Source organism: Plantibacter sp. lyk4-40-MEA-4 (assembly GCF_030209415.1).
GTDB classification, from domain to species: domain Bacteria; phylum Actinomycetota; class Actinomycetes; order Actinomycetales; family Microbacteriaceae; genus Plantibacter; species Plantibacter flavus_A.
On the sequence record NZ_JARVSA010000003.1, the window covers coordinates 431,567 to 449,785 of the forward strand.

Consider the following 18,219-nt stretch of genomic DNA (forward strand, 5'->3'; position numbering starts at 1 on the left):
GACGCGCTCCGCCCTCACGCCCGGGCGATCGGGATCCAGACACGCATCGTGGACGGCCCGCGCTCGGCCCAGGAATGGTACGGCGCGATGCTCGCGGTGAACGTCTCGTCGGCTCCCGTCGCGACGAAGGCGTCGCCGTACGGCCAGGCGGTGTCGGCGAGACTCCGGGTGCGCAGCTCGATCGACAGCCGACCGTCCGCGTCCTCGACGGGGACGACACCCTCCCCCACCTCGATGCGGGCGATCGTCTCGTCACCGCCCGGGAGGTCCACCGACTCGACGCAGTAGACCTCGGGTCCGCGCTCGATCGCGACGCTGCCACGGATGGCGTCCACGCGAGGATCCGGCAGGGTGACCCGCGGACGGACGCTGAACGTCAGCTCCACGACGTCACCGGGGACGAAGGACCGCTCGACGTCGGCGTAACCAGGGGTGACGGCACGATCCACGGAGGCACCGTCGACGGGTCGGACGGTCACCACCGCGTCATCAGCCCACGACGGCACGCGCAGCGAGACGGTCACCGGTCCGTTCGGCGCCTCCACGATGCGCACGGTGACGACGCCTGATCGCGGATAGTCCGTCGCGAGTTCCGCACGGAAGCGCCCGCCGTGCTCGCCGTCGATGACCGTGTCGATCGTCGCCGACGCGAACTGGTGGATCTGCACGCCGTGGTCGTCGCTCGTGGCGACGAACGCCGCCAGGCTCGCGAGCGTCCGGGCCACATTCGGTGGACAGCACGACACGTCGAACCACGGCGCACGCTCGGAGGACGACGCCCGCGGCGACACCTCGTCGTCCGGACTCGACTCCCCCGGCGTGCGCTGGTGCAGGGTGTTGGCGTAGAAGAACGCGGTGCCGGCGGCCGACGGCGAGGTCGCGACGACGTTGTACAGGACGCGCTCGATGTGGTCGGCGTAGCGGACGTCGCGGTCTTCGAGCAGCAGCCGCCAACTGAACATGATCGATGCGATGCCCGCACAGGTCTCGGAGTACGCGCGGTCGGACGGCAGCTCGAAGTCCTCGCCGAACGCCTCGTCCTGGTGGTGCGATCCTTGACCGCCGGTCAGGTAGGTGCGGCGCGCGATCGTCCGGTCCCACTGGCCGCGGAGCGCGTCGAGCAGGCCGTCGTCGCCGTGCTCGACCGCGACGTCGGTGGCACCGGCCGCGAGGTAGTTCGCGCGGACCGCATGGCCCCGCAACGCCTCCGCCTCGCGGATCGGCACGTCGTCCTGGAAGTACGCGCGGCCCCACTCGATGTCCTGGAGCACGCCGGTGCCGCGACGCTCGACGAACAGCGACGCGAGTTCGAGGTAGCGCGGCTCGCCCGTCACCCGTGACAGCTCTGCGAGCCCCACCTCGACCTCGGCGTGCCCGCACACGGACTGGATGCCGTCGGTGCCGAAGACCTCGCAGATGAGGTCCGCAGCCCGCGTCGCGATCCCGAGGAGCCCGTCGTCGGAGCCCGGGCTCGTCCGCTCCCGGGCGACGGCCGCCTGGAAGAGGTGGCCGAGGCAGTACAGCTCGTGCCCCCACTCGAGATCCGACCAACGCTCACCCTGACCCGGGCGACCGAAGCGGGTGTTCAAGTAGCCGTCGGCCTCCTGTGCGGCGGCGACCCGGTCGACGATCGCGCGGAACCGCGACTCGAGCGCTTCGTCACCGCCGAGCCGTCCGAGCTCCCACGCGACGGCCTCGAGGTACTTGTAGACCTCGGAGTCGGCGAACTCGCGTCCGCGGCGCCCCTCCGGAAGGGTCCCGGCGGCGGCGAGGTCGAAGTTGCGGAGCCACCCCTCCCGCTCGAGCCAGTGCTCGACGTGCGGCAGCGTCGCCGTGCCGTTGACCTGCTGGCGGTCGGCCCAGAAGCCGTCGGTGATGCGCACCTCGTCGAGGCCGAGCGGCGTGAGCGCGCCGGTGGTGGGGACGACCGGGGCTGCGACAATCACCGACGTCGTTGGCGTCGTGGGCGTGGTGCTGGTGGTGGTGCTCATGGTTACCCCTTGAAGGCGCCGGACATGAAGCCGCGCACGTAGTGACGTTGGAGGATGAGGAAGAGGAGGATGCACGGCAGCGCGAGGACCACGACGCCGGCTTCGGTCGCGCCGTAGTCGACGACGCCCTGGACCTGGCCGCGCAGGTTCGAGACCGCGAGCGGCAGGGTCATCTTCGCCGAGTCGTTGATGAGGATGAGTGGCGCCATGAAGTCGTTCCACGCCGCGAGGAACGCGAACAGGCCGACCGTGATCAGCCCCGGCTTCACGGCCGGCACGAGGACCTTCCACAGCACGCTCCAGGACGTGCAGCCGTCGACCATCGCGGCCTCGTCGAGCTCCTTCGGGATCGACTCGAACGCGATCCGCATCATGAAGGTCGAGAACGGCAGCTGGAACATGGTGAGCACGAGCGCCACGCCGACGAGCGAGTTGGAGAGCCCGACCAGGTTGAGCAGCACGTAGAGCGGGATGAGCAGCGTCGCGTACGGGACCATCAGGATCGCGATGGTGGCGAGGAACAGGGCGTTCTTGCCGCGGAACTGGAACCTTGCGAACGCGTACCCGCCGAACAGCGAGATGACGAGCGTGAGGATCACGGTCAGCAACGAGACGAACACCGAGTTGCCGATGTACTGCAGGATCCCGTCCTGGTACCCGGCGAGGGTGATGTAGTTGCCGAGCCCCCACCCCTCGGTCTGGTTCGTACCGGCGAGCGGCGACACCGAGCGGACGGCGGTCCAGACGAGCGGGTAGAGGAAGATCACGGCGAGCGCCGCGGTGAAGATCCAGAACGGCATCCGGATGGCGATACCGAAGAAGTCCGTCGGCTTCCCGTCGTGGCCGCGGCCGCGCGTGCGCCCGTGACCACGGACGTCGGGCATCGTCGAGGTGACGGTGGCCGGTTCCTTTCGGGTGATGGTCATGCTCAGTCCTCGACCTTCTTGCTGAACGCGCGGATCTGCACGATGTTGATGACGATGAGCGCGGCGAGCACGATGACCGACAGCGCGCCAGCGACGCCGAGGTTGTTCGGGCCCTGGAACGCCACGTTGTAGATGAGCTGCACGATGGTGATCGTGCTGTTGTCGGGACCGCCCTTGGTGAGGATGTAGAACTGCTCGAACGCGAGGAGTGAGCCGGTGACGCACATCACCGTCGTGAGGGCGAGGGTCGGCTTCAGCAGCGGGACGGTGATGTCGCGGAAGGTCTGCCAGCGCGACGCGCCGTCGATCCGTGCCGCCTCGTAGACCTCCTCCGGGATGCCCTGCAGGCCCACGAGCATGAGCAGCATGTAGAACCCGGCGAAGCGCCAGACGATGAGGAACACCGTCGACCAGAGCGCCGCGTCCGGGGTCCCGAGGAAGGTGAAGCCCATGGCCTTCGTGAGGTCGGCGAACGGGCCCGCGATCGGCGAGTACAGCACGTAGAAGAGGAGTGACGCCGAGGCGAGGCCGAGGGCGCTCGGGATGAGGAACGCGGTGCGGAGGAAGCCCTTCCACCGGCTGGACTCCTGCACGAGGAGCGCGAGGCCGAGGCCGAGGCCGATGAGCAGGACCGTCGCGATGGCCGTGTACTTGAGTGTGAAGACCACCGAGTCGAGGAAGAACCGGTTGTCGATCGCCTTGGGGAAGTTCTCGGGGAGGTTCCACCCCTGGTTGCCACCGAGGAGCGGCCAGTCGGAGGCCGCCATCTGGAACACGAGACCGAGCGGGACGAGGAACAGGAGGATGACGAACACGGCGGTGGGGAGCGCGAACAACCAGCCGGTGCGGGCGTGCACGGCGCGACGCTTCCTGGCACCGACCGAGTCCGTCGGGCCTCGTCTGGCGAGGGTGGTACTCATGGGTGGACCTTTCAAGACGAGTGGGTGCCGGTGCGCCGTCGCGGTGATGGATGCGGCGGCGCACCGGCGGATCGGACTACTGCGAGAGCACGTCCGTGATCGCGTCGTTGTCGGCGTCGACCGTGTCGGAGCCCTCGAGGACCGCGTTCCGCACGAGCGTCAGCCACGGGCTGGTCGGCGAGTTGAAGGCCTCCTGGAAGTTCAGCGAGTACGGGGTGTCGCCCTTCGAGGCGACCTCGTTGATCGTCACGAGGCGCGGGTCCTTGCTCGAGTACTCGTTCTCGGCGAGGTCGGAGCGGGAGACGACGTCGTTGTCCTTCGCGAGGACTCCGACCTGCGCGTCCTCGGACATCAGCCAGCTGAGGAAGTTCCACGACTGTGCGGCCTTCTTGCTGTCCTTCGAGACGCCGATCCCGTCGCCACCGACGAAGGTCGAGTCGCCGCCCTTCGGTCCGGGGATGCCGGACACGCCCACATCGAACGGGGTGGAGGAGAGCAGCGTCGCCGGGTACGGCATGACGCCGACCTTGCCCTCGGTGAAGCCGGCGGTCCAGGTGGGTCCGGCCTCGTCCTTCGAGGACGGGAGCACGGCGCCCGACTTCCAGAGGTCGGCCCACGTGCTGTAGACCTCCTTGGCGCCGTCCTCGGCGAGGAGGGACTCGGTGCCCTCCTCGTTCATGACCTGCTCGCCGTCGGCCCACACACTGGGGAACCAGGTGAAGACGAGACAACCGCCGCAGTTGAGGCCGGTCGCGGTGCCATAGGTGTCGGGCTTGTTGAGGGCCTGAACGGCCTTCGCGTCCTCGGCGAACTCGGCCAGTGTGGTCGGGCCCTGCTCGGGGTCGAGCCCGGCTTCCTTGTAGAGCTCCTTGTTCCAGAACAGCATCGAGAGGTCGAGGACGAACGGCAGGACGTGCTCCTTGCCGTCCGCGGTGCCGGCGGCGAGGTGGCCCTGGTTGATCTCGTCCTTGAAGTCGAGCCCGTCGATGTTCGCGGTGAGGTCCTGGAAGAGGCCCTGTTCGACCCAGTTCGGGACGTACACGATGTCGGCGGCGAACAGGTCGGGGAGGCTGTCGGAGCCGGCCGCCGCGCCGACCTTCGCGACGTAGTCGTCGTTCGGGACCACGGTGAGCTTCACCTGGTTCTCGTGCGAGGCGTTGTAGGCCTCGACGAGGAGCTTCGCCTGCTTCTCGAGTGGGGCGCGGGTCCAGAGCGTGAGCTCGGATCCATCGTCGACGCCCTCGGGCCCGGCGCTGGCGAGTGGGGAACTGCCACCGCCCCCGGAGGAACAGGCGGCGAGGCCGACGAGGAGGGCGCTGGCGGCCAACACCCCTCCGACCCGCTGCATCCGTCTGGTGTGCGTGCTGCGCATGGTGACTCCTCTGACTCATCGTTGAGCGGACCGGTCGGGCCCGGCGGTACATGGGAGGTTTTCGAAACTATCGAAAAGCCTTTCGGTAAAGCTAGCCTGGGATCGGTGTAGCGTCAAGAGCGAAGTCCGGTAACGTTTCGGAAACGAAGAGGGGGAGCAATGCCAGACAGTGATGTCGGTGCTTCGGCAACCGGTACCCCCGGCCGAGCGGCGACCTTGGGCGACGTCGCCCGGATCGCAGGCGTCTCGATGGCCACCGCCTCGAAGGCCATCAACGGACGGAGCGAGGTCGCCCCGAAGACCCGACAGCGGGTGCTCGACGCCGCGAAGGAGGTCGCCTTCACCCCCAACGAACTCGCCCGGAGCCTGATCAACGGGCGTACCGGCACGGTCGGGCTCCTCACGAGTGACCTCGAGGGTCGGTTCGTGATCCCGATCCTCATGGGAGCCGAAGACGCGTTCGGCGCCGGCCAGGTCAACGTCTTCCTCTGCGATGCACGCGGCGACGCGATCCGCGAGCAGCACCACCTCAACGCGCTGCTGACGAGGCGCGTCGACGGTATCATCGTCGTCGGCCGCAGCACCGACCCACGCCCCTCGCTCGGCCACAAGCTGCCAGTGCCGGTCGTCTACGCGTACGCGCCGTCCGACGACCCGACCGACGTGTCCATCACCCCCGACAACCGCGATGGCGGGCGCCTCGCCGTCGAGCATCTGATCGCCTGCGGCCGTTCCCGTATCGCGATGATCACGGGTGAACCGCAGTACGCGGCGGCCAGGGACCGCGTGACGGGCGTGCAGAACGCCCTCACCGCGGCGGGCCTGGACCTCGTCGGCACGCCGATGTTCTCGGAGTGGACCGAGCACTGGGGTCGCGATGCGGCGGCGATGCTGCTGGCACAGCACCCGGAGATCGACGGCATCGTCGCCGGTTCCGACCAGATCGCCCGCGGCGTCCTCGACACCGTCCGCGACCTCGGGCGCGACGTCCCGAGCGACGTCGCCGTCGTCAGCTTCGACAACTGGGAGATCCTGGCCACCAACTCGCGGCCGGAGCTGTCGTCGATCGACGCGAACCTGCAACAGCTCGGCCGACTCGCCGCCACCCGCATCTTCGAGGCGATCGAGGGGACGGACGTCGCGCAGGGTGTCGAGTACCTGCCGGGCCGCCTCGTCCTCCGCGGTTCCACGATCCCGAGGCGCTGAGGTCCGGCCTGATCCCGATACTCGCCGCGCGGTTGATGCGACAGCCGTCGGACATCGCTACGGTCGAGCCATGGACACCTCAACCGTCGCCATGATCGCGGTCCTCGCCGTCGTCGCGGTCATCGTCGTCACGATCACCGTGCAGGCCGGACGACGTGCCGGCGGGTCGAAGCATCGCGGTGGTACGACGTCGGACTCCGGCATGCCGTTCATCGTCGGCGGCGACGGTCACCACGGCGGTGGCCACCATGGCGGCTCCGACTCCGGCGGTTGGGACGGCGGCGGTGGTGGCGACTCCGGCGGCGGTGGAGACGGGGGCGGTGGGGGCGGCGGCGACTGAGGACCCGTTCACCCGCGGCAGCCTCTCTGCTCGGGTCACTGCGATCGCGGTCTGCAGCGCGGTGGCGTTCATCCCGTGGCAGGTCGGGCTCCCGGAGAAGCAGACGCGGAGCCGGGATCGGCCCTAGCTACCCGCGAGGTCGCCGAGTCGGGCGCGCATCGAACGGAGCACGTCGACGAGGAGCACGTCGTCCGGTCCGGCGAGCCACTGCTCGAGGGAGGCGTCGAAGAGCGCCGAACCGAGGGAGGCGGCGAGCGCCGCGTCGGCTGACGTGACACCACTCTCCGCGAGGGCATCGCGCATCGCATCGGTGAGGACCGCCGACTTCAGCCGTTCCCGCTCACGCAGCTGCGGCTCCGACCGGATGATGGCGCGGCGGGCGGCGATGTCGTCCCGCCAACGCTGCAGCTCGCCGCCTGCCACGGTCTCGAGGCCGGACATCACGAGCGCGAGCGCGTCGAGTCCTGGTGGCGCCGCAGCGACCAGCCGTCCGACCACGGTCGGGAGCTCTCGCTCGCGGAGGAAGAGCACGTCGCGCTTGTCGGCGAAGTGGCGGAAGAACGTGCGGGTGGTGAGCCCGGCGGCTTCGGCGATCTCCGGGACGGTCGTCGCCGTGAAGCCCCGCTCGGCGAACAGCGCCATCGCAGCGCTCTCGAGTCGGAGAGCCGCGTCGGGTGCCCAGCGTGCCATGCGATCAGGATAGCCGATGACACGTCGTGTCGTCAGGTGTAGAGTGATGGCACATCATGTCGTCATCACGACATCCACCCGCATGCTTCCTGGAGACCCCATGCCGACGAACACCGCAGCCTGGCTGCCAGCACCTCGCGCCGACCTCGTGGTCGGCACCGCCGCGATGCACGACCCCGGCCCGGGCGAACTCCTCATCCGGAACCGTGCGGTCGCGGTGAACCCGCTCGACGACGTCAAGCAGCAGACCGGGAATCTCATGTACCGGTGGCTGCCGGTTCCCGCCGTGCTCGGTGAGGACGTCGCGGGCGAGGTCGTCGCCGTCGGGTCGAACGTCCGTCGCTTCGCCGTGGGCGACCGCGTCGTGGCGTACGCGGTCGGCATGGAGCGCGGTCGACGCCATGACGCCGAGGGCGGGTTCCAGCAGTTCACCGTCGTGCGGGCGGATCTCGCCGCCCCGATCCCGGACGGTCTCCGAGACGAGGACGCCGTCGTCCTGCCGCTCGGGATCTCCACGGCCGCGACCGCCCTCTTCCAACGAGACCACCTCGCGCTCCCCCACCCCTCGGAGCACCCCACCCCCACCGGGACCACCGTCGTCGTCTGGGGCGGCGCGACGAGCGTGGGGAGCAACGCCATCCAGCTCGCGGTCGCCTCCGGCCACCGGGTCGCGACCACGGCCTCGCCGCACAACCACGACCGGATGCGCGAGCTCGGTGCCGACCTCGTGTTCGACTACCGCAGCCCGACCGTCGTGGCGGATCTCGTCAGCGCCCTCCATGGCTCCTCGGTCGTCGGGGTCCTCGCCGTCGGGACCGGCTCCGCAGAACCAGCCGTCGCCGTCGCCGCCGCCACCGGGGCACGCCGCGTCGCGCTCGCGAGCCCGTCGGTGTCGTTCGGGTCGCTCCCCCGTCGGGCCGGCCCGAGTCTGACGTTCGTCCGCACCATGACCCGGCTCGTGGCGGCCAACGTCGCACTCCAGGTGCGTGCCCGACGGGCGGGGATCTCGGCGCGGTACGTGTGGGGTAGCTCGCTCATGACCAACGAGGTCGGGCCGATGCTGTGGGAGGACTACCTGCCTGGTGCGCTCGCCGCCGGACGACACCTCTGCGCGCCCGCTCCCGAGGTGGTCGGCGAAGGCCTCGAGGCGATCCAGCCGGCCCTCGACCGCCTCCACGGCGGCGTCTCAGCCCGCAAGCTCGTCGTGCGGTTGTGAGACGCGGGACCGTGCCGCTCGGCCCTCACACCTCCCAGACCGAGCGGTATTTCCGCTCGGCGAGGAGCCCCGACAGCTCCGCGTGCACGGTCATCGTCTTGGCGAGCCGCTCGGCACGATCCGTTGTCAGCACGCCGGCCGCCTCCCAGTCCCGCTCCGACAGGTAGGCCGTGTAGGGGTTGATGACGCACTTGAAGTCCAGCATGAGCGACTGCCCGAGCGTGGCTGTCGCCATGTAGCTGTGCGGCAGGCCGGCGGCGCAGACGAAGGTCACGACCTTGTCGAACCAGGCGGCGACCCTGCCGTCCTCGCCGGTCGCGCCGGTCGCCTCGATGAGCGACTTCACCGTCGCGGCCGGTGCCCAGTTGTAGACCGGGAAGGCGAGGACGACGCCGTCGGCAGCCGTGATCAACGCATGCAGCCGACGGAACTCAGGGCTCTCGAAGACCCGATCGTTGTCGAACGGCGGCAGTTCCATCTCGGCCAGATCGATGACGGACGAGTCATGACCTTGCTCGCGCAGCAGCTCGCTGCTCGCCGAAGCGAGGGTCCGGCTCCGACTCGCCGGATCGAGGCTGCAGGAGATCACAGGCAGGTTCAAGGAGGCCATCCCTCTGCGCTAGCCCGGCAGCCCACACGTGAGCGCGGCGGGTGTGCGAGGGTGGAACATGCCCTCGCCGCAGTCACTCAGTGAAGCCGACCGCCGTCTCGTCGCCTCGTGGGCCGCCGATTGCGCCGAGCGGGTCCTGCCGCTGTTCGAAGCGGAGGCGCCGGACGACGATCGTCCACGTGACGCGATCGCCCGCGCCCGCGCGTTCGCAGCCGGCGACCTCGACACCGCCGGGGAGATCCGCCGACGCTTCGTCGCCAACCGGGCCTCGCAGGCGGTGTCCTCACCCGCCGCCAAGGCCGCCGCGTGGTCGGCCGGGCAGGCTGCGGGTGTCGCGCACATGGGAGCCCATGCGCTCGGCGCCGCCGCCTATGCGGTGAAGGCCGCCGAGCTGCATCAGGCCGGAGCCGGCGCGGCCGAGATCGCCTGGCAGCTCGACCACGTGAGTGCCCCGGTCCGGTCGGCGCTCCGCCTCCTGCCGGCACTCGGCACGGACTCCTCGGGTCCGCTCGGCACCGGGCTGCTGGCCTCGGGGGTGCTCGGCGACAACATCCGTGCCATCCAGAGCGGCTTGCGCCGACGCCCCCGCCGCCCGGATATCACGACGCTCGAGCTGGTCGGAGGCCCCGAGCCGGTCCGGGTCGAGCTGCACGACGCCGACCCGGCGTGGCCCGAACGGTACCATGAGCACCGGCAGCGGATCATCGAGGCCCTTGGAACGAGCGCGGGCGGGACCGGTGCCGTCGTGATCGAGCACATCGGCTCGACCTCGGTGCCCGGACTCGCGGCGAAGCCGATCGTGGACATCGTGGTCGCCGTGGAGGACATCGCGGCGGAGGAGGACTACCTCGACCCCTTACTGGCCGCCGGCTACGTGCTGCGCGTCCGTGAGCCCCGCCATCGAATGGTGCGGACGCCGGAGCGCGACGTCCACGTGCACCTCTACGAGCAGGGCGCGCCGGAGATCGACGAGTACCTCCTCCTCCGCGACCATCTGCGGTCCGACGCCGACGACCGCGCGCTGTACGAGCGCACCAAGCGGGAGCTGCTCGGGAGGCCCTGGGACGACATGAACGACTACGCCGATGCGAAGACCGAGGTCATCGTCGCGATCAAGGCGCGAGCGCGGGCAGCGCGGAGCCGCTGACTCGCCCGAATCTGTACGAATTCGGCACCGTTTCGGACCTTTCCGGGCGACTCAGGGACGGGCGGTCGCACGCACCGGCGGGATGACGACCCCCGTCAGGACCGCCGCCGTCTTGACGCCGACGCAGAGACTGATGAAGACCGTCAGCGCCGCCGTGACCGCTGAGCCCTCGAGCGTCGCGAGCGACACGAGTCCCACAGTGCCCGGCACGAGCATGAGTAGGGCCGGCTGGAACGTGACGTTGGACGGCACCGCCGCCGAGTACCGCTCGACGATGCGAGCGACGACGAACACGAGCCCGGCGGTGAGCCCCGTCGCGACCGCGTTCCCCACGAGCGGGGCGAACAGGACGATGCCCGCGTAGGTCAACGCCATCACGCAGATGGTCAGCAGCGTCAGGGAGCGTCCCGAGCCGAACGCGATCCCGATCCCGGCCGCGAGCATCACGACACCGATCCACGTGAACCACAGCGGCGGGACCGACTCCCACCCGACGAGGTCCGAGCTCCCGCGGACCACCTGACCGACGAGCGCCGTCGATTCGGGGTCGATCGACAGGCCGGTGAGCAGCGCCCCGGCCGAGATCCCGGCCGCCATGAAGGCGAGCACGATGAGCCCGTACATCAGGCGCGCCGAGCCCGTCACGATGTCGGTCGCCGTCAGTTCCAGCAGGGCGTTGGTGATGAGTGCGCCGGGGACGAGGATCGCGATCGGCGCGCAGACGGCGAACAGCGGTACGGGGCCGAGATCCATGGCCGATGCGAGCGTCCCGACGAGCGTCGTCGACACGAACGCCGTCACGAACGGGGCGATCGCGACCGCTCCCCGCCACCGCGCCAGCAGGGTGATGACGAGGCCGACGAAGGCGCCGACGAGCATCGATGCAACGATCGCCCACCATGGGCAGCGGAACAGCAGCGCGAGCCCTCCCGCGAGCAGCAGGTTCCCGACCACCCAGTGCATCGACGCATGCGGGCGCGGCGTCTCCCGAATCGACTGGATGCGGGCCGGCAGGTCACCGACCGGCCAGTGTCCGAGCTCGAGTTCGCGCATGAGCCGGTTCGCCCGCGCCGCGCCGCGGAACGACAGCTCGCCGTGGGTGTTGCCGGCCGCGAGCACCGCACCGGTGCGCACGTCGTTCACGATGATGAGCTGCGGCAGCACCGAGAAGGCCAGACCCTCGTCGCCCGATGCGACCGTGGCGCGCTCCAGGGAGTCCCGGACGTCGGTGACGGAGGTGCCGGCGTCGAGGAGGAGGCAGCCGAGCGCGCTGTAGGCGTGCGCAGCCGTCCTGCGGTGCTCATCGGTCGCGGCGTCGTCACTCATCCCGCCAACGGTACGCGAGATCCCAGGGACGCCTGGGGTCGACGCGGACCTCAGCGGCGGTTGCGGAGCGCGACGGCTCCGGCCACACCGAAGTACAGGCCGGCGAGGATCGGGACGATGACGATCCACCAGAAATGGAAGCCGTACTCGCCGTGGGTGTTCGCGACGGCGACCGGGATGAGCGCCACCCCGAGTACGACAGCCACGATGCCGATGCCGAGCGCGAGTCGGGGTCTTCCCGGGGTGAACGAGGCCATGGGGACACGCTAGCCCTACGGGGCCCGCGGAGCCCGGGGGATATCCCCTGCGCTCGCGCGGCGCAAGCGCTTGTGCGGCCGCCGACACGCTGGCAGCCTCGCTCACACGTCGCTCGCTCGCGGCGTGTGAGCGCCGAGGAGGCAGCATGGCAGACGTACGAGTGGGCGACCGCGTGTCGTGGGGCACCTCGCAGGGGCGGACGCAGGGGAAGGTCGTCGAGCGGAAGACCGCGGACTTCCAGTTCGACGGCCAGCACTTCACGGCATCGAAGGACGAGCCCGCGTTCATCGTGGAGTCGGAGAAGACCGGCGCGAAGGCCGCCCACAAGGGCTCCGCGCTGCGCGTCCTGAAATCCTGAGGCCCTGACCGCGGTCGTCCGGATGTCCGGGCGTACGCGGCGCACCCCGGCTGGGCGTAGCGTTGGCGCATGACCGTCGTGATCGCCTTCCTGGCCAACGTCATCGTCGCCATCGCCAAGTCCATCGTCGCCGCGCTCACCGGGTCGGCGTCGATGCTGGCCGAGGCCGCGCACTCGTGGGCCGACGCGGGGAACGAGATCTTCCTCCTCATCGCCGACAAACGGGCCGACAAGCGACGCGACGCCGCCCATCCGCTCGGCTATGGCCGTGACGCGTACATCTTCTCGCTGTTCGCCGCCTTCGGGATCTTCACCGTCGGTGCGGTCGTCTCGATCCAGCACGGCATCCAGAGCCTCACCGCACCGGAGGCGATGGAGGACTACGCCCTCAGCTACCTCGTGCTGGGCGTCGCCTTCCTCCTGGAGGGCTTCTCCTTCACCCAGTCGATCCTCGAGGGCCGGCGCACGGCGAGGAAGTACGGCCGCGGCTTCTTCGACTACATCGTGAACGGCTCCAACACGACGCTCCGCTCGGTGTTCTTCGAGGACTCCGCAGCACTGCTCGGCCTCATCATCGCCGGGGCCGGCATCGGTCTCCACCAGGTGACCGGCGACCCGGTGTGGGATGCGATCGGCTCGATCGCGATCGGTGTCCTGCTCGGCGGGGTCGCGCTGCTGCTCATCAACCGCAACCGGCGCTATCTCCTCGGAGCCTCACCGAGCCCCGCGTACCGCGCACAGACCGTCACCGCGCTCCTGTCACACCCGGAGATCGAACGGGTCACGGCGCTGTACCTCGAGTTCAGCGGGCCGGAACGCCTCTTCCTCGTCGCGTCGGTCGACCTCGTCGGCGACGACCGCGAGAACGACGTCGCGCGCCAGCTCCGCCGACTCGAGGGTGACCTCGAGCAGGACGACCTCATCGGCAAGGCCGTGCTCACGCTCTCGGTGAGCGACGAGCCGTCGATCACCGTCTGAGCGCGACGCCGAGCCGAGGACTCAGGCGCCGAACAGCCGCTTCGACGCGATCGCAGCGCCCTCGACGAGCGCACCGAGCTTCGCCCACGCGACATCGGTCGCGACGAACTCGTAACTCGCGAAGGTGGAGAGCCCGCAGTCGGTGCCCGCGATGACGCGCGTCGGGTCACCGACCGCTTCGGCGACCTCCACGATGCGGTTCGCGATGACCTGCGGGTGCTCGAGGTAGTTGGTGGTCACGTCGACGACCCCCGGGATGAGGAGCGCGCCCTCGGGGAGCGGATGCTCGCGGAACGCCGTCGCTTCGTGCTGGTGCCGCGGGTTGCCGAGCGGGATGCTGAACGCACCGACCCGTGCCCGGTAGAGGTGCGGGAGGAGCACGTCGACCGGGACGTCGTCCTGGTGTGGGCCCTGCCAGTTGCCCCAGCAGACGTGGAGCCGGACCTGCTCGCGGGGGATGTTCCGGATGGCGTGGTTGAGCGCGTCGACGTGCAGGTCCACGGCCGCGAGGAACTCCTCGAGCGTCGCGTCACCGAACTGGATGACCCGTTCCATGGCGAGGTCCGGGGCGTCGAGCTGCAGGACGTGACCTCGGGCGACGATCGCCTCGTACTCGATCCGCAGTTGCTCGGCGAGCGCGAACACGTAGGCGCGGTCGTCGCCGTAGAAGGGGTTCGCGGCATCGAGCAGCAGCGTGGTCGACACGATTCCGGGCGTCGCCGCCGAGAAGAAGGTGCCGGCAGGTGTGCGTCCCTGGTCCGCCTGCACGGCGAGCTCCCGCTCGAAGCCGTCCAGATCGGCGGTGATGCCGGCGAGCGTGGGGTCGTACACGAGCTGCCCCTGAGCCATCGGCGGATCCCACACCCGTGCGACGTCCGCACCCTCGACGATCTGCTTCGCCTGGAACGCCGCGTAATCCGGGAATCGCACGGAGTCGAGCGTCGGCTTGCGGTGTCCTGCACCGCCGAACCCCTCGATGCGTTCGAGGACGTAAGTCGAGAACCCGACGCGCGGGACCTCGCCGTCGTTGATGAGATCGAGACCGGTGGCGAGCTGTGCGGCGACCGTCGAGGCCACCGCATCCGCCGTGACCTCCTCCAGCTCGGCCACGTCGAACGGCCGCCGCTGGTCGCGCGCCACGAGCAACCGGGTCAACTCGGGCGTGCGCGGCAGGCTCCCGGCGTGCGTGGTCAGGATGCGGTCGGTCATGCGTGAGCTCCTCGGTGCGTGGCAGAGGTGGAAGTGGACGCGGCTGTCGAGAGCAGGTCCGGCCTCCCACGATGCCGTATCGCTCCCGACGCCGCCAGCCTGCCCCCGCTACGCCGTCAGTGCGATGTACTGCTCCTCCAGGAATTCGAGGATGCCCTCGCTCGACCCCTCGCGTCCCAGTCCGCTCTGCTTGACGCCGCCGAACGGGGCCGCCGGGTCGCTCACGACGCCGCGGTTGATCGCCACCATGCCCGCCTCGAGGCGGCGCGCGACCGCGACCGCCTCCCGCTCCTCGCCGAACACGTAGGCCATGAGCCCGAACACGGTGTCGTTCGCCATGCGGACCGCCTCGTCGATGTCGTCGTACCGCACCACGGCGGTGACCGGTCCGAAGATCTCGGTGGTCGTGATCTCCGATCCGTGGCGGACACCGGTCACGAGCGTCGCGTCGTAGAACGCCCCGTCCTCCGAGCTGCGGCCGCCCTGGATCACGGTGGCACCATCGCGCACCGCCCCATCGACGAGCCCGGCCACCTTGTCCCGTTCGTGGACCGAGACGAGCGCGCCGAGGTCGTTGTCGTGGTCGAGTCCAGGTCCGACCCGGACCTCCGCCAGCGCCTCGGCCATCCGAGCGACGAAGGCGTCATGGACACTCGTGTGGACGTAGAACCGGTTCGCCGCCGTGCAGGCGGACCCACCGTTCCGCATCTTGGCGAGCAGCGACTCGCGGACGGTGAGCTCCAGGTCCGCCCCCGGCAGGATGACGACCGGCGCGTTGCCGCCGAGCTCCATCGATGCGCTCACGACGGTGTCGGCGCAGGCGTGAAGGAGCTCCCGCCCCACCTCCGTCGATCCCGTGAAGGACAGCTTCCGCACGGCCGGGTGCGCGAGCATCTCCGCGACGATCGGGCCGGTCGGCACGGGCGTGACGAGACTCACGACGCCGGACGGGAAGCCGACCCGGCGAAGGACGTCGACGACGAACGCGGCGGCCAGCGGCGTCTCCCGCGCAGGTTTGAGGATGACCGTGCACCCGGCGGCGAGCGCGGGCGCGAGCTTGCGCGTCGCCATGGCGGCGGGGAAGTTCCACGGGGTGATGAGGAGGGAGACGCCGATCGGCTGCCGGTCGACGACGATCCGCTTGTCGCCACTCGGGGAGAGTCGGTAGTCGCCGGGGATGCGCACGGCCTCCTCGGCGAACCACCGGAAGAACTCCTTGGCGTAGTTCGCCTCACCGATGGCGTCGCGGTAGGACTTCCCGTTCTCCCGGATCATGATCTCGGCGAGCGTCTCGACCTCCTCGGTGAGGAGCTCGTAGGCCGCTCTGAGCAGTTCACTACGCTCCCGCGGAGACGTCGCTGCCCAGGAGGTCTGGGCGCGCGCGGCGGATTCGACGGCGGCGAGGCAGTCCTCGCGGGTCGCGATGGCGAAGTCGGCGATCGTGCTGCCGTCGGCGGGGTCGACGACGGGGAAGGTCCCTCCGTCGGAACCGGGCCGCCAGGCGCCGTCGATGAAGAGTTGCGCGATCGGTTCCGTCCGCGTGGTGCTGAGGGTCGTGGCTGGTGTGGTGGTGGTCATCGTGCGTCCGTGTCTGCTCGGAGGGCTGATCGGTCGCCGGCGTGGGCGGCCTGGAGGATGGTGTCGATGAGCTCCGGGTCGGAGCCGATCGGTGAGATGTCGACGAGTCGCTTCGACTGCAGCGTCAGCTCCGCGATGCGCGGCAGCTGGTCGGCCCGGACTCCGATCTCGGCGAGGCTCGTCGGGATACCGATGCTGCGACAGAGCTCGGCGACCCGGTCCACGGCGTCCTGCGCGGCTGCCCGCACGTCCGACTCGGTCCCACCGAGGGCGGCGCCGATGGCTGCGAGCCGCTCAGGCATGAGGGGCACGCACGCTTGGAGGACGTAGGGGATCATGAGCCCGGTACCGAGGCCGTGTGGCGTCTTGGTGATCGCACCGACCGGGTACTGCACCGCGTGTGAGAGGTGCGTGCCGGTCGGACCGAAGCACATGCCGGCGAGCAGGCTGCCGTAAGCGACCTCCGCTCGGGCCTCACGGTCCGTCCCGTCGGCGACGGCCCGGGGCAGGTTCGGCGCGATCCGTCGGATCGCCTCGAGCGCCAGGTGCCGGACGAAGAGGTTCTGTCCGGTGAAGACGGGCAGCTGAGACGCCCAGTCGAGCGGCAGGTCCGCTGCCGTGAACGATTCCAGGGCGTGCACGAGCGCGTCGATGCCGGCGTACGCGGTGACCGAGGGCGGCGCCCCGATCGTCAGCTCCGGGTCGACCACCGCCGCGACCGGGATGAGGTGATGGCTGGAGACACCGATCTTCATCTCCCGGTCCGGGTCGGAGATCACCGCGACCGGCGTCACCTCGGACCCCGTCCCGGCGGTCGTCGGTACGGCCACGATGGGGAGGATGGGTCCGGGCACGTTGTTCTCGCCGTAGTAGTCGGCGAGCACCCCGCCGTGTGCGACGAGCACGGCGACGAGTTTCGCTGCGTCGAGCGCGCTGCCCCCGCCGTAGGCCAGGACGACGTCGGGAGCGAAGGCCGCGGCGACGACACCGGCCTCGGTGAGCGAGTCGACCGGGAGTTCCGGAAGGACGTCGGTGTACACGACGACCTCGGACCCGCCGGCTCGTAGCGCGTCGACGATCGCGACGAAGTCGGGTGAACCGGCGAGGAACGGGTCCACGACGGCGAACACCCGCCTCCCGTGCTCCCCGATGATGACCGGGAGCTGGTGGCGGACGCCGAAGCCGACGTGGATGCGGGGCGGCAGCCGGAGGGTTCCGGTCTCGGTCATGCGGGGGATCCTGTCTGGTCGATGGGTGCGGGTCGGGCGGGCGGGCGGTGATCGGTGTCAGGCACTGAAGCCGCCGTCGACGGGGAGGACGACGCCGCTCGTGTGACTCGCGAGGTCGCTGAGGAGCCAGGCGGCAGCTTCGCCGACCTCGGCGCCCGTCCCGGCCTTGCGGAGTGGCGTCGCGGCGATCCGCGCCTCCACCCCGCCGGGGATGGCGGCGCGGGTCTGGTCGAGCATCGGTGTCTCGGTCGGTCCGGGCGCAAGGGCGTTCACGCGGATACCGAGCGGCCCGTTGTCGTGTGCGGCCGTGCGGGTGAGGCCGATCACGGCGTGCTTCGTGGCCTGGTAGGCGCCCATGCCGGAGCTGCCGCGGAGTCCGCCGATGCTGCTGACGTTGACGATCGAGCCGACTCCGGCCTCCCGCATGACTCGGAGCTCCTCGCGCATGCACAGCCACACGCCCTTCACGTTGACGGCGAGGATGCGGTCGAAGTCCTCCTCGGTCACCTCGTCCAGGCGACCAGCCTGGGTGAGCGCCGCGTTGTTGAACGCGCCGTCGAGCCTGCCGAACCGTTCCACGGTGGCGTCGACGATCCGCGCGACGTCGGCACCGACGCTGATGTCACCGGTGGTCGACGCGGCGTCGAACCCGGCGGTGATGAGGTCCTCGGTCACCGCCGCGAGCGGTCCTGCGGTCCGCGCCACGAGCATGACGGAGGCACCGTGCCGCGCGAAGACACGCGCGGCGTCGGCACCGATCCCGGCGCTCGCACCGATGACGAGGACGACCTTGCCGTCGAGGAGCGGCTGCTGCGGGGTCGTGACGGGTGCTGCGGTCATGAAGGGTCCTTCCAACGGGTGGCTT

General features: G+C 70.0%; 18 protein-coding genes. 6 read left to right on the top strand and 12 right to left on the bottom strand.

The window, feature by feature from the left end; all coding sequences use genetic code 11:
• Positions 1-14: 14 nt before the first annotated feature.
• From QRN44_RS07310 to QRN44_RS07325, 4 genes are all read right to left on the bottom strand, one after another.
• On the bottom strand, positions 15-1,991 hold the full coding sequence (locus tag QRN44_RS07310; RefSeq protein ID WP_285038708.1) for a glycoside hydrolase family 127 protein: 1,977 nt from the start codon (positions 1,989-1,991) through the stop codon (positions 15-17).
• Positions 1,992-1,993: 2 nt separating this feature from the next.
• Entirely contained in the window at positions 1,994-2,917 is a 924-nt protein-coding gene (locus QRN44_RS07315; RefSeq protein WP_350310090.1) for a carbohydrate ABC transporter permease, read from the bottom strand.
• 2 nt (positions 2,918-2,919) lie between these two features.
• Complete coding sequence (locus QRN44_RS07320; protein ID WP_064295793.1) at positions 2,920-3,837, bottom strand: carbohydrate ABC transporter permease; 918 nt, start codon at positions 3,835-3,837, stop codon at positions 2,920-2,922.
• Positions 3,838-3,913: 76 nt separating this feature from the next.
• Positions 3,914-5,209: an ABC transporter substrate-binding protein gene (locus QRN44_RS07325; RefSeq protein ID WP_079000688.1), complete on the bottom strand. Its 1,296-nt coding sequence runs from the start codon at positions 5,207-5,209 to the stop codon at positions 3,914-3,916.
• Positions 5,210-5,368: 159 nt separating this feature from the next.
• Here QRN44_RS07325 and QRN44_RS07330 point away from each other — a divergent pair, with 159 nt between their 5' ends.
• The gene (locus QRN44_RS07330) at positions 5,369-6,415 is read left to right on the top strand and encodes a LacI family DNA-binding transcriptional regulator (RefSeq protein WP_285038709.1); all 1,047 of its coding nucleotides are present in this window, start codon (positions 5,369-5,371) and stop codon (positions 6,413-6,415) included.
• A 70-nt stretch (positions 6,416-6,485) separates the two neighbouring features.
• Entirely contained in the window at positions 6,486-6,755 is a 270-nt protein-coding gene (locus tag QRN44_RS07335; RefSeq protein WP_285038710.1) for a hypothetical protein, read from the top strand.
• A gap of 123 nt (positions 6,756-6,878) precedes the next feature.
• Here the strand turns inward: QRN44_RS07335 and QRN44_RS07340 are convergent, their stop codons facing one another.
• Positions 6,879-7,445, bottom strand: a complete 567-nt coding sequence (locus tag QRN44_RS07340) for a TetR family transcriptional regulator (protein ID WP_285038711.1) — start codon at positions 7,443-7,445, stop codon at positions 6,879-6,881.
• Positions 7,446-7,545: 100 nt separating this feature from the next.
• On the opposite strand from QRN44_RS07340, the gene QRN44_RS07345 reads away from it, so the two are divergent.
• Positions 7,546-8,661, top strand: a complete 1,116-nt coding sequence (locus QRN44_RS07345) for a zinc-binding alcohol dehydrogenase family protein (RefSeq protein WP_285038712.1) — start codon at positions 7,546-7,548, stop codon at positions 8,659-8,661.
• A 25-nt stretch (positions 8,662-8,686) separates the two neighbouring features.
• Here the strand turns inward: QRN44_RS07345 and QRN44_RS07350 are convergent, their stop codons facing one another.
• Positions 8,687-9,271, bottom strand: coding sequence for an NADPH-dependent FMN reductase (locus tag QRN44_RS07350; RefSeq protein WP_285038713.1), 585 nt, complete (start codon positions 9,269-9,271; stop codon positions 8,687-8,689).
• A 58-nt stretch (positions 9,272-9,329) separates the two neighbouring features.
• Here QRN44_RS07350 and QRN44_RS18595 point away from each other — a divergent pair, with 58 nt between their 5' ends.
• On the top strand, positions 9,330-10,418 hold the full coding sequence (locus QRN44_RS18595) for a GrpB family protein (protein ID WP_350310091.1): 1,089 nt from the start codon (positions 9,330-9,332) through the stop codon (positions 10,416-10,418).
• Positions 10,419-10,469: 51 nt separating this feature from the next.
• On the opposite strand, the gene QRN44_RS07365 is transcribed toward QRN44_RS18595, so the two are convergent.
• Both QRN44_RS07365 and QRN44_RS07370 read right to left on the bottom strand, forming a co-directional pair.
• On the bottom strand, positions 10,470-11,744 hold the full coding sequence (locus QRN44_RS07365) for a threonine/serine exporter family protein (protein WP_079000677.1): 1,275 nt from the start codon (positions 11,742-11,744) through the stop codon (positions 10,470-10,472).
• A 50-nt stretch (positions 11,745-11,794) separates the two neighbouring features.
• Entirely contained in the window at positions 11,795-12,001 is a 207-nt protein-coding gene (locus tag QRN44_RS07370; RefSeq protein ID WP_285038714.1) for a hypothetical protein, read from the bottom strand.
• Positions 12,002-12,147: 146 nt separating this feature from the next.
• On the opposite strand from QRN44_RS07370, the gene QRN44_RS07375 reads away from it, so the two are divergent.
• Both QRN44_RS07375 and QRN44_RS07380 read left to right on the top strand, forming a co-directional pair.
• The gene (locus QRN44_RS07375; protein ID WP_064295385.1) at positions 12,148-12,360 is read left to right on the top strand and encodes a hypervirulence associated TUDOR domain-containing protein; all 213 of its coding nucleotides are present in this window, start codon (positions 12,148-12,150) and stop codon (positions 12,358-12,360) included.
• A 69-nt stretch (positions 12,361-12,429) separates the two neighbouring features.
• A complete protein-coding gene (locus QRN44_RS07380) occupies positions 12,430-13,338 on the top strand; it encodes a cation diffusion facilitator family transporter (RefSeq protein ID WP_064295386.1) in 909 nt (302 codons plus the stop codon).
• Positions 13,339-13,359: 21 nt separating this feature from the next.
• On the opposite strand, the gene QRN44_RS07385 is transcribed toward QRN44_RS07380, so the two are convergent.
• From QRN44_RS07385 to QRN44_RS07400, 4 genes are all read right to left on the bottom strand, one after another.
• Complete coding sequence (locus tag QRN44_RS07385) at positions 13,360-14,547, bottom strand: cobalamin-independent methionine synthase II family protein (RefSeq protein WP_121293091.1); 1,188 nt, start codon at positions 14,545-14,547, stop codon at positions 13,360-13,362.
• A 108-nt stretch (positions 14,548-14,655) separates the two neighbouring features.
• The gene (locus tag QRN44_RS07390) at positions 14,656-16,125 is read right to left on the bottom strand and encodes an NAD-dependent succinate-semialdehyde dehydrogenase (protein WP_285038715.1); all 1,470 of its coding nucleotides are present in this window, start codon (positions 16,123-16,125) and stop codon (positions 14,656-14,658) included.
• Positions 16,122-17,354 carry an iron-containing alcohol dehydrogenase gene (locus QRN44_RS07395; protein WP_285038716.1) on the bottom strand — a complete coding sequence of 411 codons (1,233 nt, stop codon included), beginning with the start codon at positions 17,352-17,354 and terminating at the stop codon, positions 16,122-16,124. The genes QRN44_RS07390 and QRN44_RS07395 overlap by 4 nt, the downstream gene beginning before the upstream one ends.
• Positions 17,355-17,411: 57 nt before the next feature.
• Positions 17,412-18,194, bottom strand: a complete 783-nt coding sequence (locus tag QRN44_RS07400; protein ID WP_285038717.1) for an SDR family NAD(P)-dependent oxidoreductase — start codon at positions 18,192-18,194, stop codon at positions 17,412-17,414.
• Positions 18,195-18,219: the final 25 nt, after the last annotated feature.

What these genes read in the sequence shown, in the direction of transcription:
- QRN44_RS07375 (WP_064295385.1), top strand. Translation starts at nt 12,148, where the DNA reads ATGGCAGACGTACGAGTGGGCGACCGCGTGTCGTGGGGCACCTCGCAG.
- QRN44_RS07395 (WP_285038716.1), bottom strand. Translation starts at nt 17,354, where the DNA reads ATGACCGAGACCGGAACCCTCCGGCTGCCGCCCCGCATCCACGTCGGC.
- QRN44_RS07380 (WP_064295386.1), top strand. Translation starts at nt 12,430, where the DNA reads ATGACCGTCGTGATCGCCTTCCTGGCCAACGTCATCGTCGCCATCGCC.
- QRN44_RS07315 (WP_350310090.1), bottom strand. Translation starts at nt 2,917, where the DNA reads ATGACCATCACCCGAAAGGAACCGGCCACCGTCACCTCGACGATGCCC.
- QRN44_RS07335 (WP_285038710.1), top strand. Translation starts at nt 6,486, where the DNA reads ATGGACACCTCAACCGTCGCCATGATCGCGGTCCTCGCCGTCGTCGCG.
- QRN44_RS07365 (WP_079000677.1), bottom strand. Translation starts at nt 11,744, where the DNA reads ATGAGTGACGACGCCGCGACCGATGAGCACCGCAGGACGGCTGCGCAC.
- QRN44_RS07400 (WP_285038717.1), bottom strand. Translation starts at nt 18,194, where the DNA reads ATGACCGCAGCACCCGTCACGACCCCGCAGCAGCCGCTCCTCGACGGC.
- QRN44_RS07310 (WP_285038708.1), bottom strand. Translation starts at nt 1,991, where the DNA reads ATGAGCACCACCACCAGCACCACGCCCACGACGCCAACGACGTCGGTG.
- QRN44_RS07330 (WP_285038709.1), top strand. Translation starts at nt 5,369, where the DNA reads ATGCCAGACAGTGATGTCGGTGCTTCGGCAACCGGTACCCCCGGCCGA.
- QRN44_RS07385 (WP_121293091.1), bottom strand. Translation starts at nt 14,547, where the DNA reads ATGACCGACCGCATCCTGACCACGCACGCCGGGAGCCTGCCGCGCACG.
- QRN44_RS07370 (WP_285038714.1), bottom strand. Translation starts at nt 12,001, where the DNA reads ATGGCCTCGTTCACCCCGGGAAGACCCCGACTCGCGCTCGGCATCGGC.
- QRN44_RS07340 (WP_285038711.1), bottom strand. Translation starts at nt 7,445, where the DNA reads ATGGCACGCTGGGCACCCGACGCGGCTCTCCGACTCGAGAGCGCTGCG.
- QRN44_RS07345 (WP_285038712.1), top strand. Translation starts at nt 7,546, where the DNA reads ATGCCGACGAACACCGCAGCCTGGCTGCCAGCACCTCGCGCCGACCTC.
- QRN44_RS07390 (WP_285038715.1), bottom strand. Translation starts at nt 16,125, where the DNA reads ATGACCACCACCACACCAGCCACGACCCTCAGCACCACGCGGACGGAA.
- QRN44_RS07320 (WP_064295793.1), bottom strand. Translation starts at nt 3,837, where the DNA reads ATGAGTACCACCCTCGCCAGACGAGGCCCGACGGACTCGGTCGGTGCC.
- QRN44_RS18595 (WP_350310091.1), top strand. Translation starts at nt 9,330, where the DNA reads ATGCCCTCGCCGCAGTCACTCAGTGAAGCCGACCGCCGTCTCGTCGCC.
- QRN44_RS07350 (WP_285038713.1), bottom strand. Translation starts at nt 9,271, where the DNA reads ATGGCCTCCTTGAACCTGCCTGTGATCTCCTGCAGCCTCGATCCGGCG.
- QRN44_RS07325 (WP_079000688.1), bottom strand. Translation starts at nt 5,209, where the DNA reads ATGCGCAGCACGCACACCAGACGGATGCAGCGGGTCGGAGGGGTGTTG.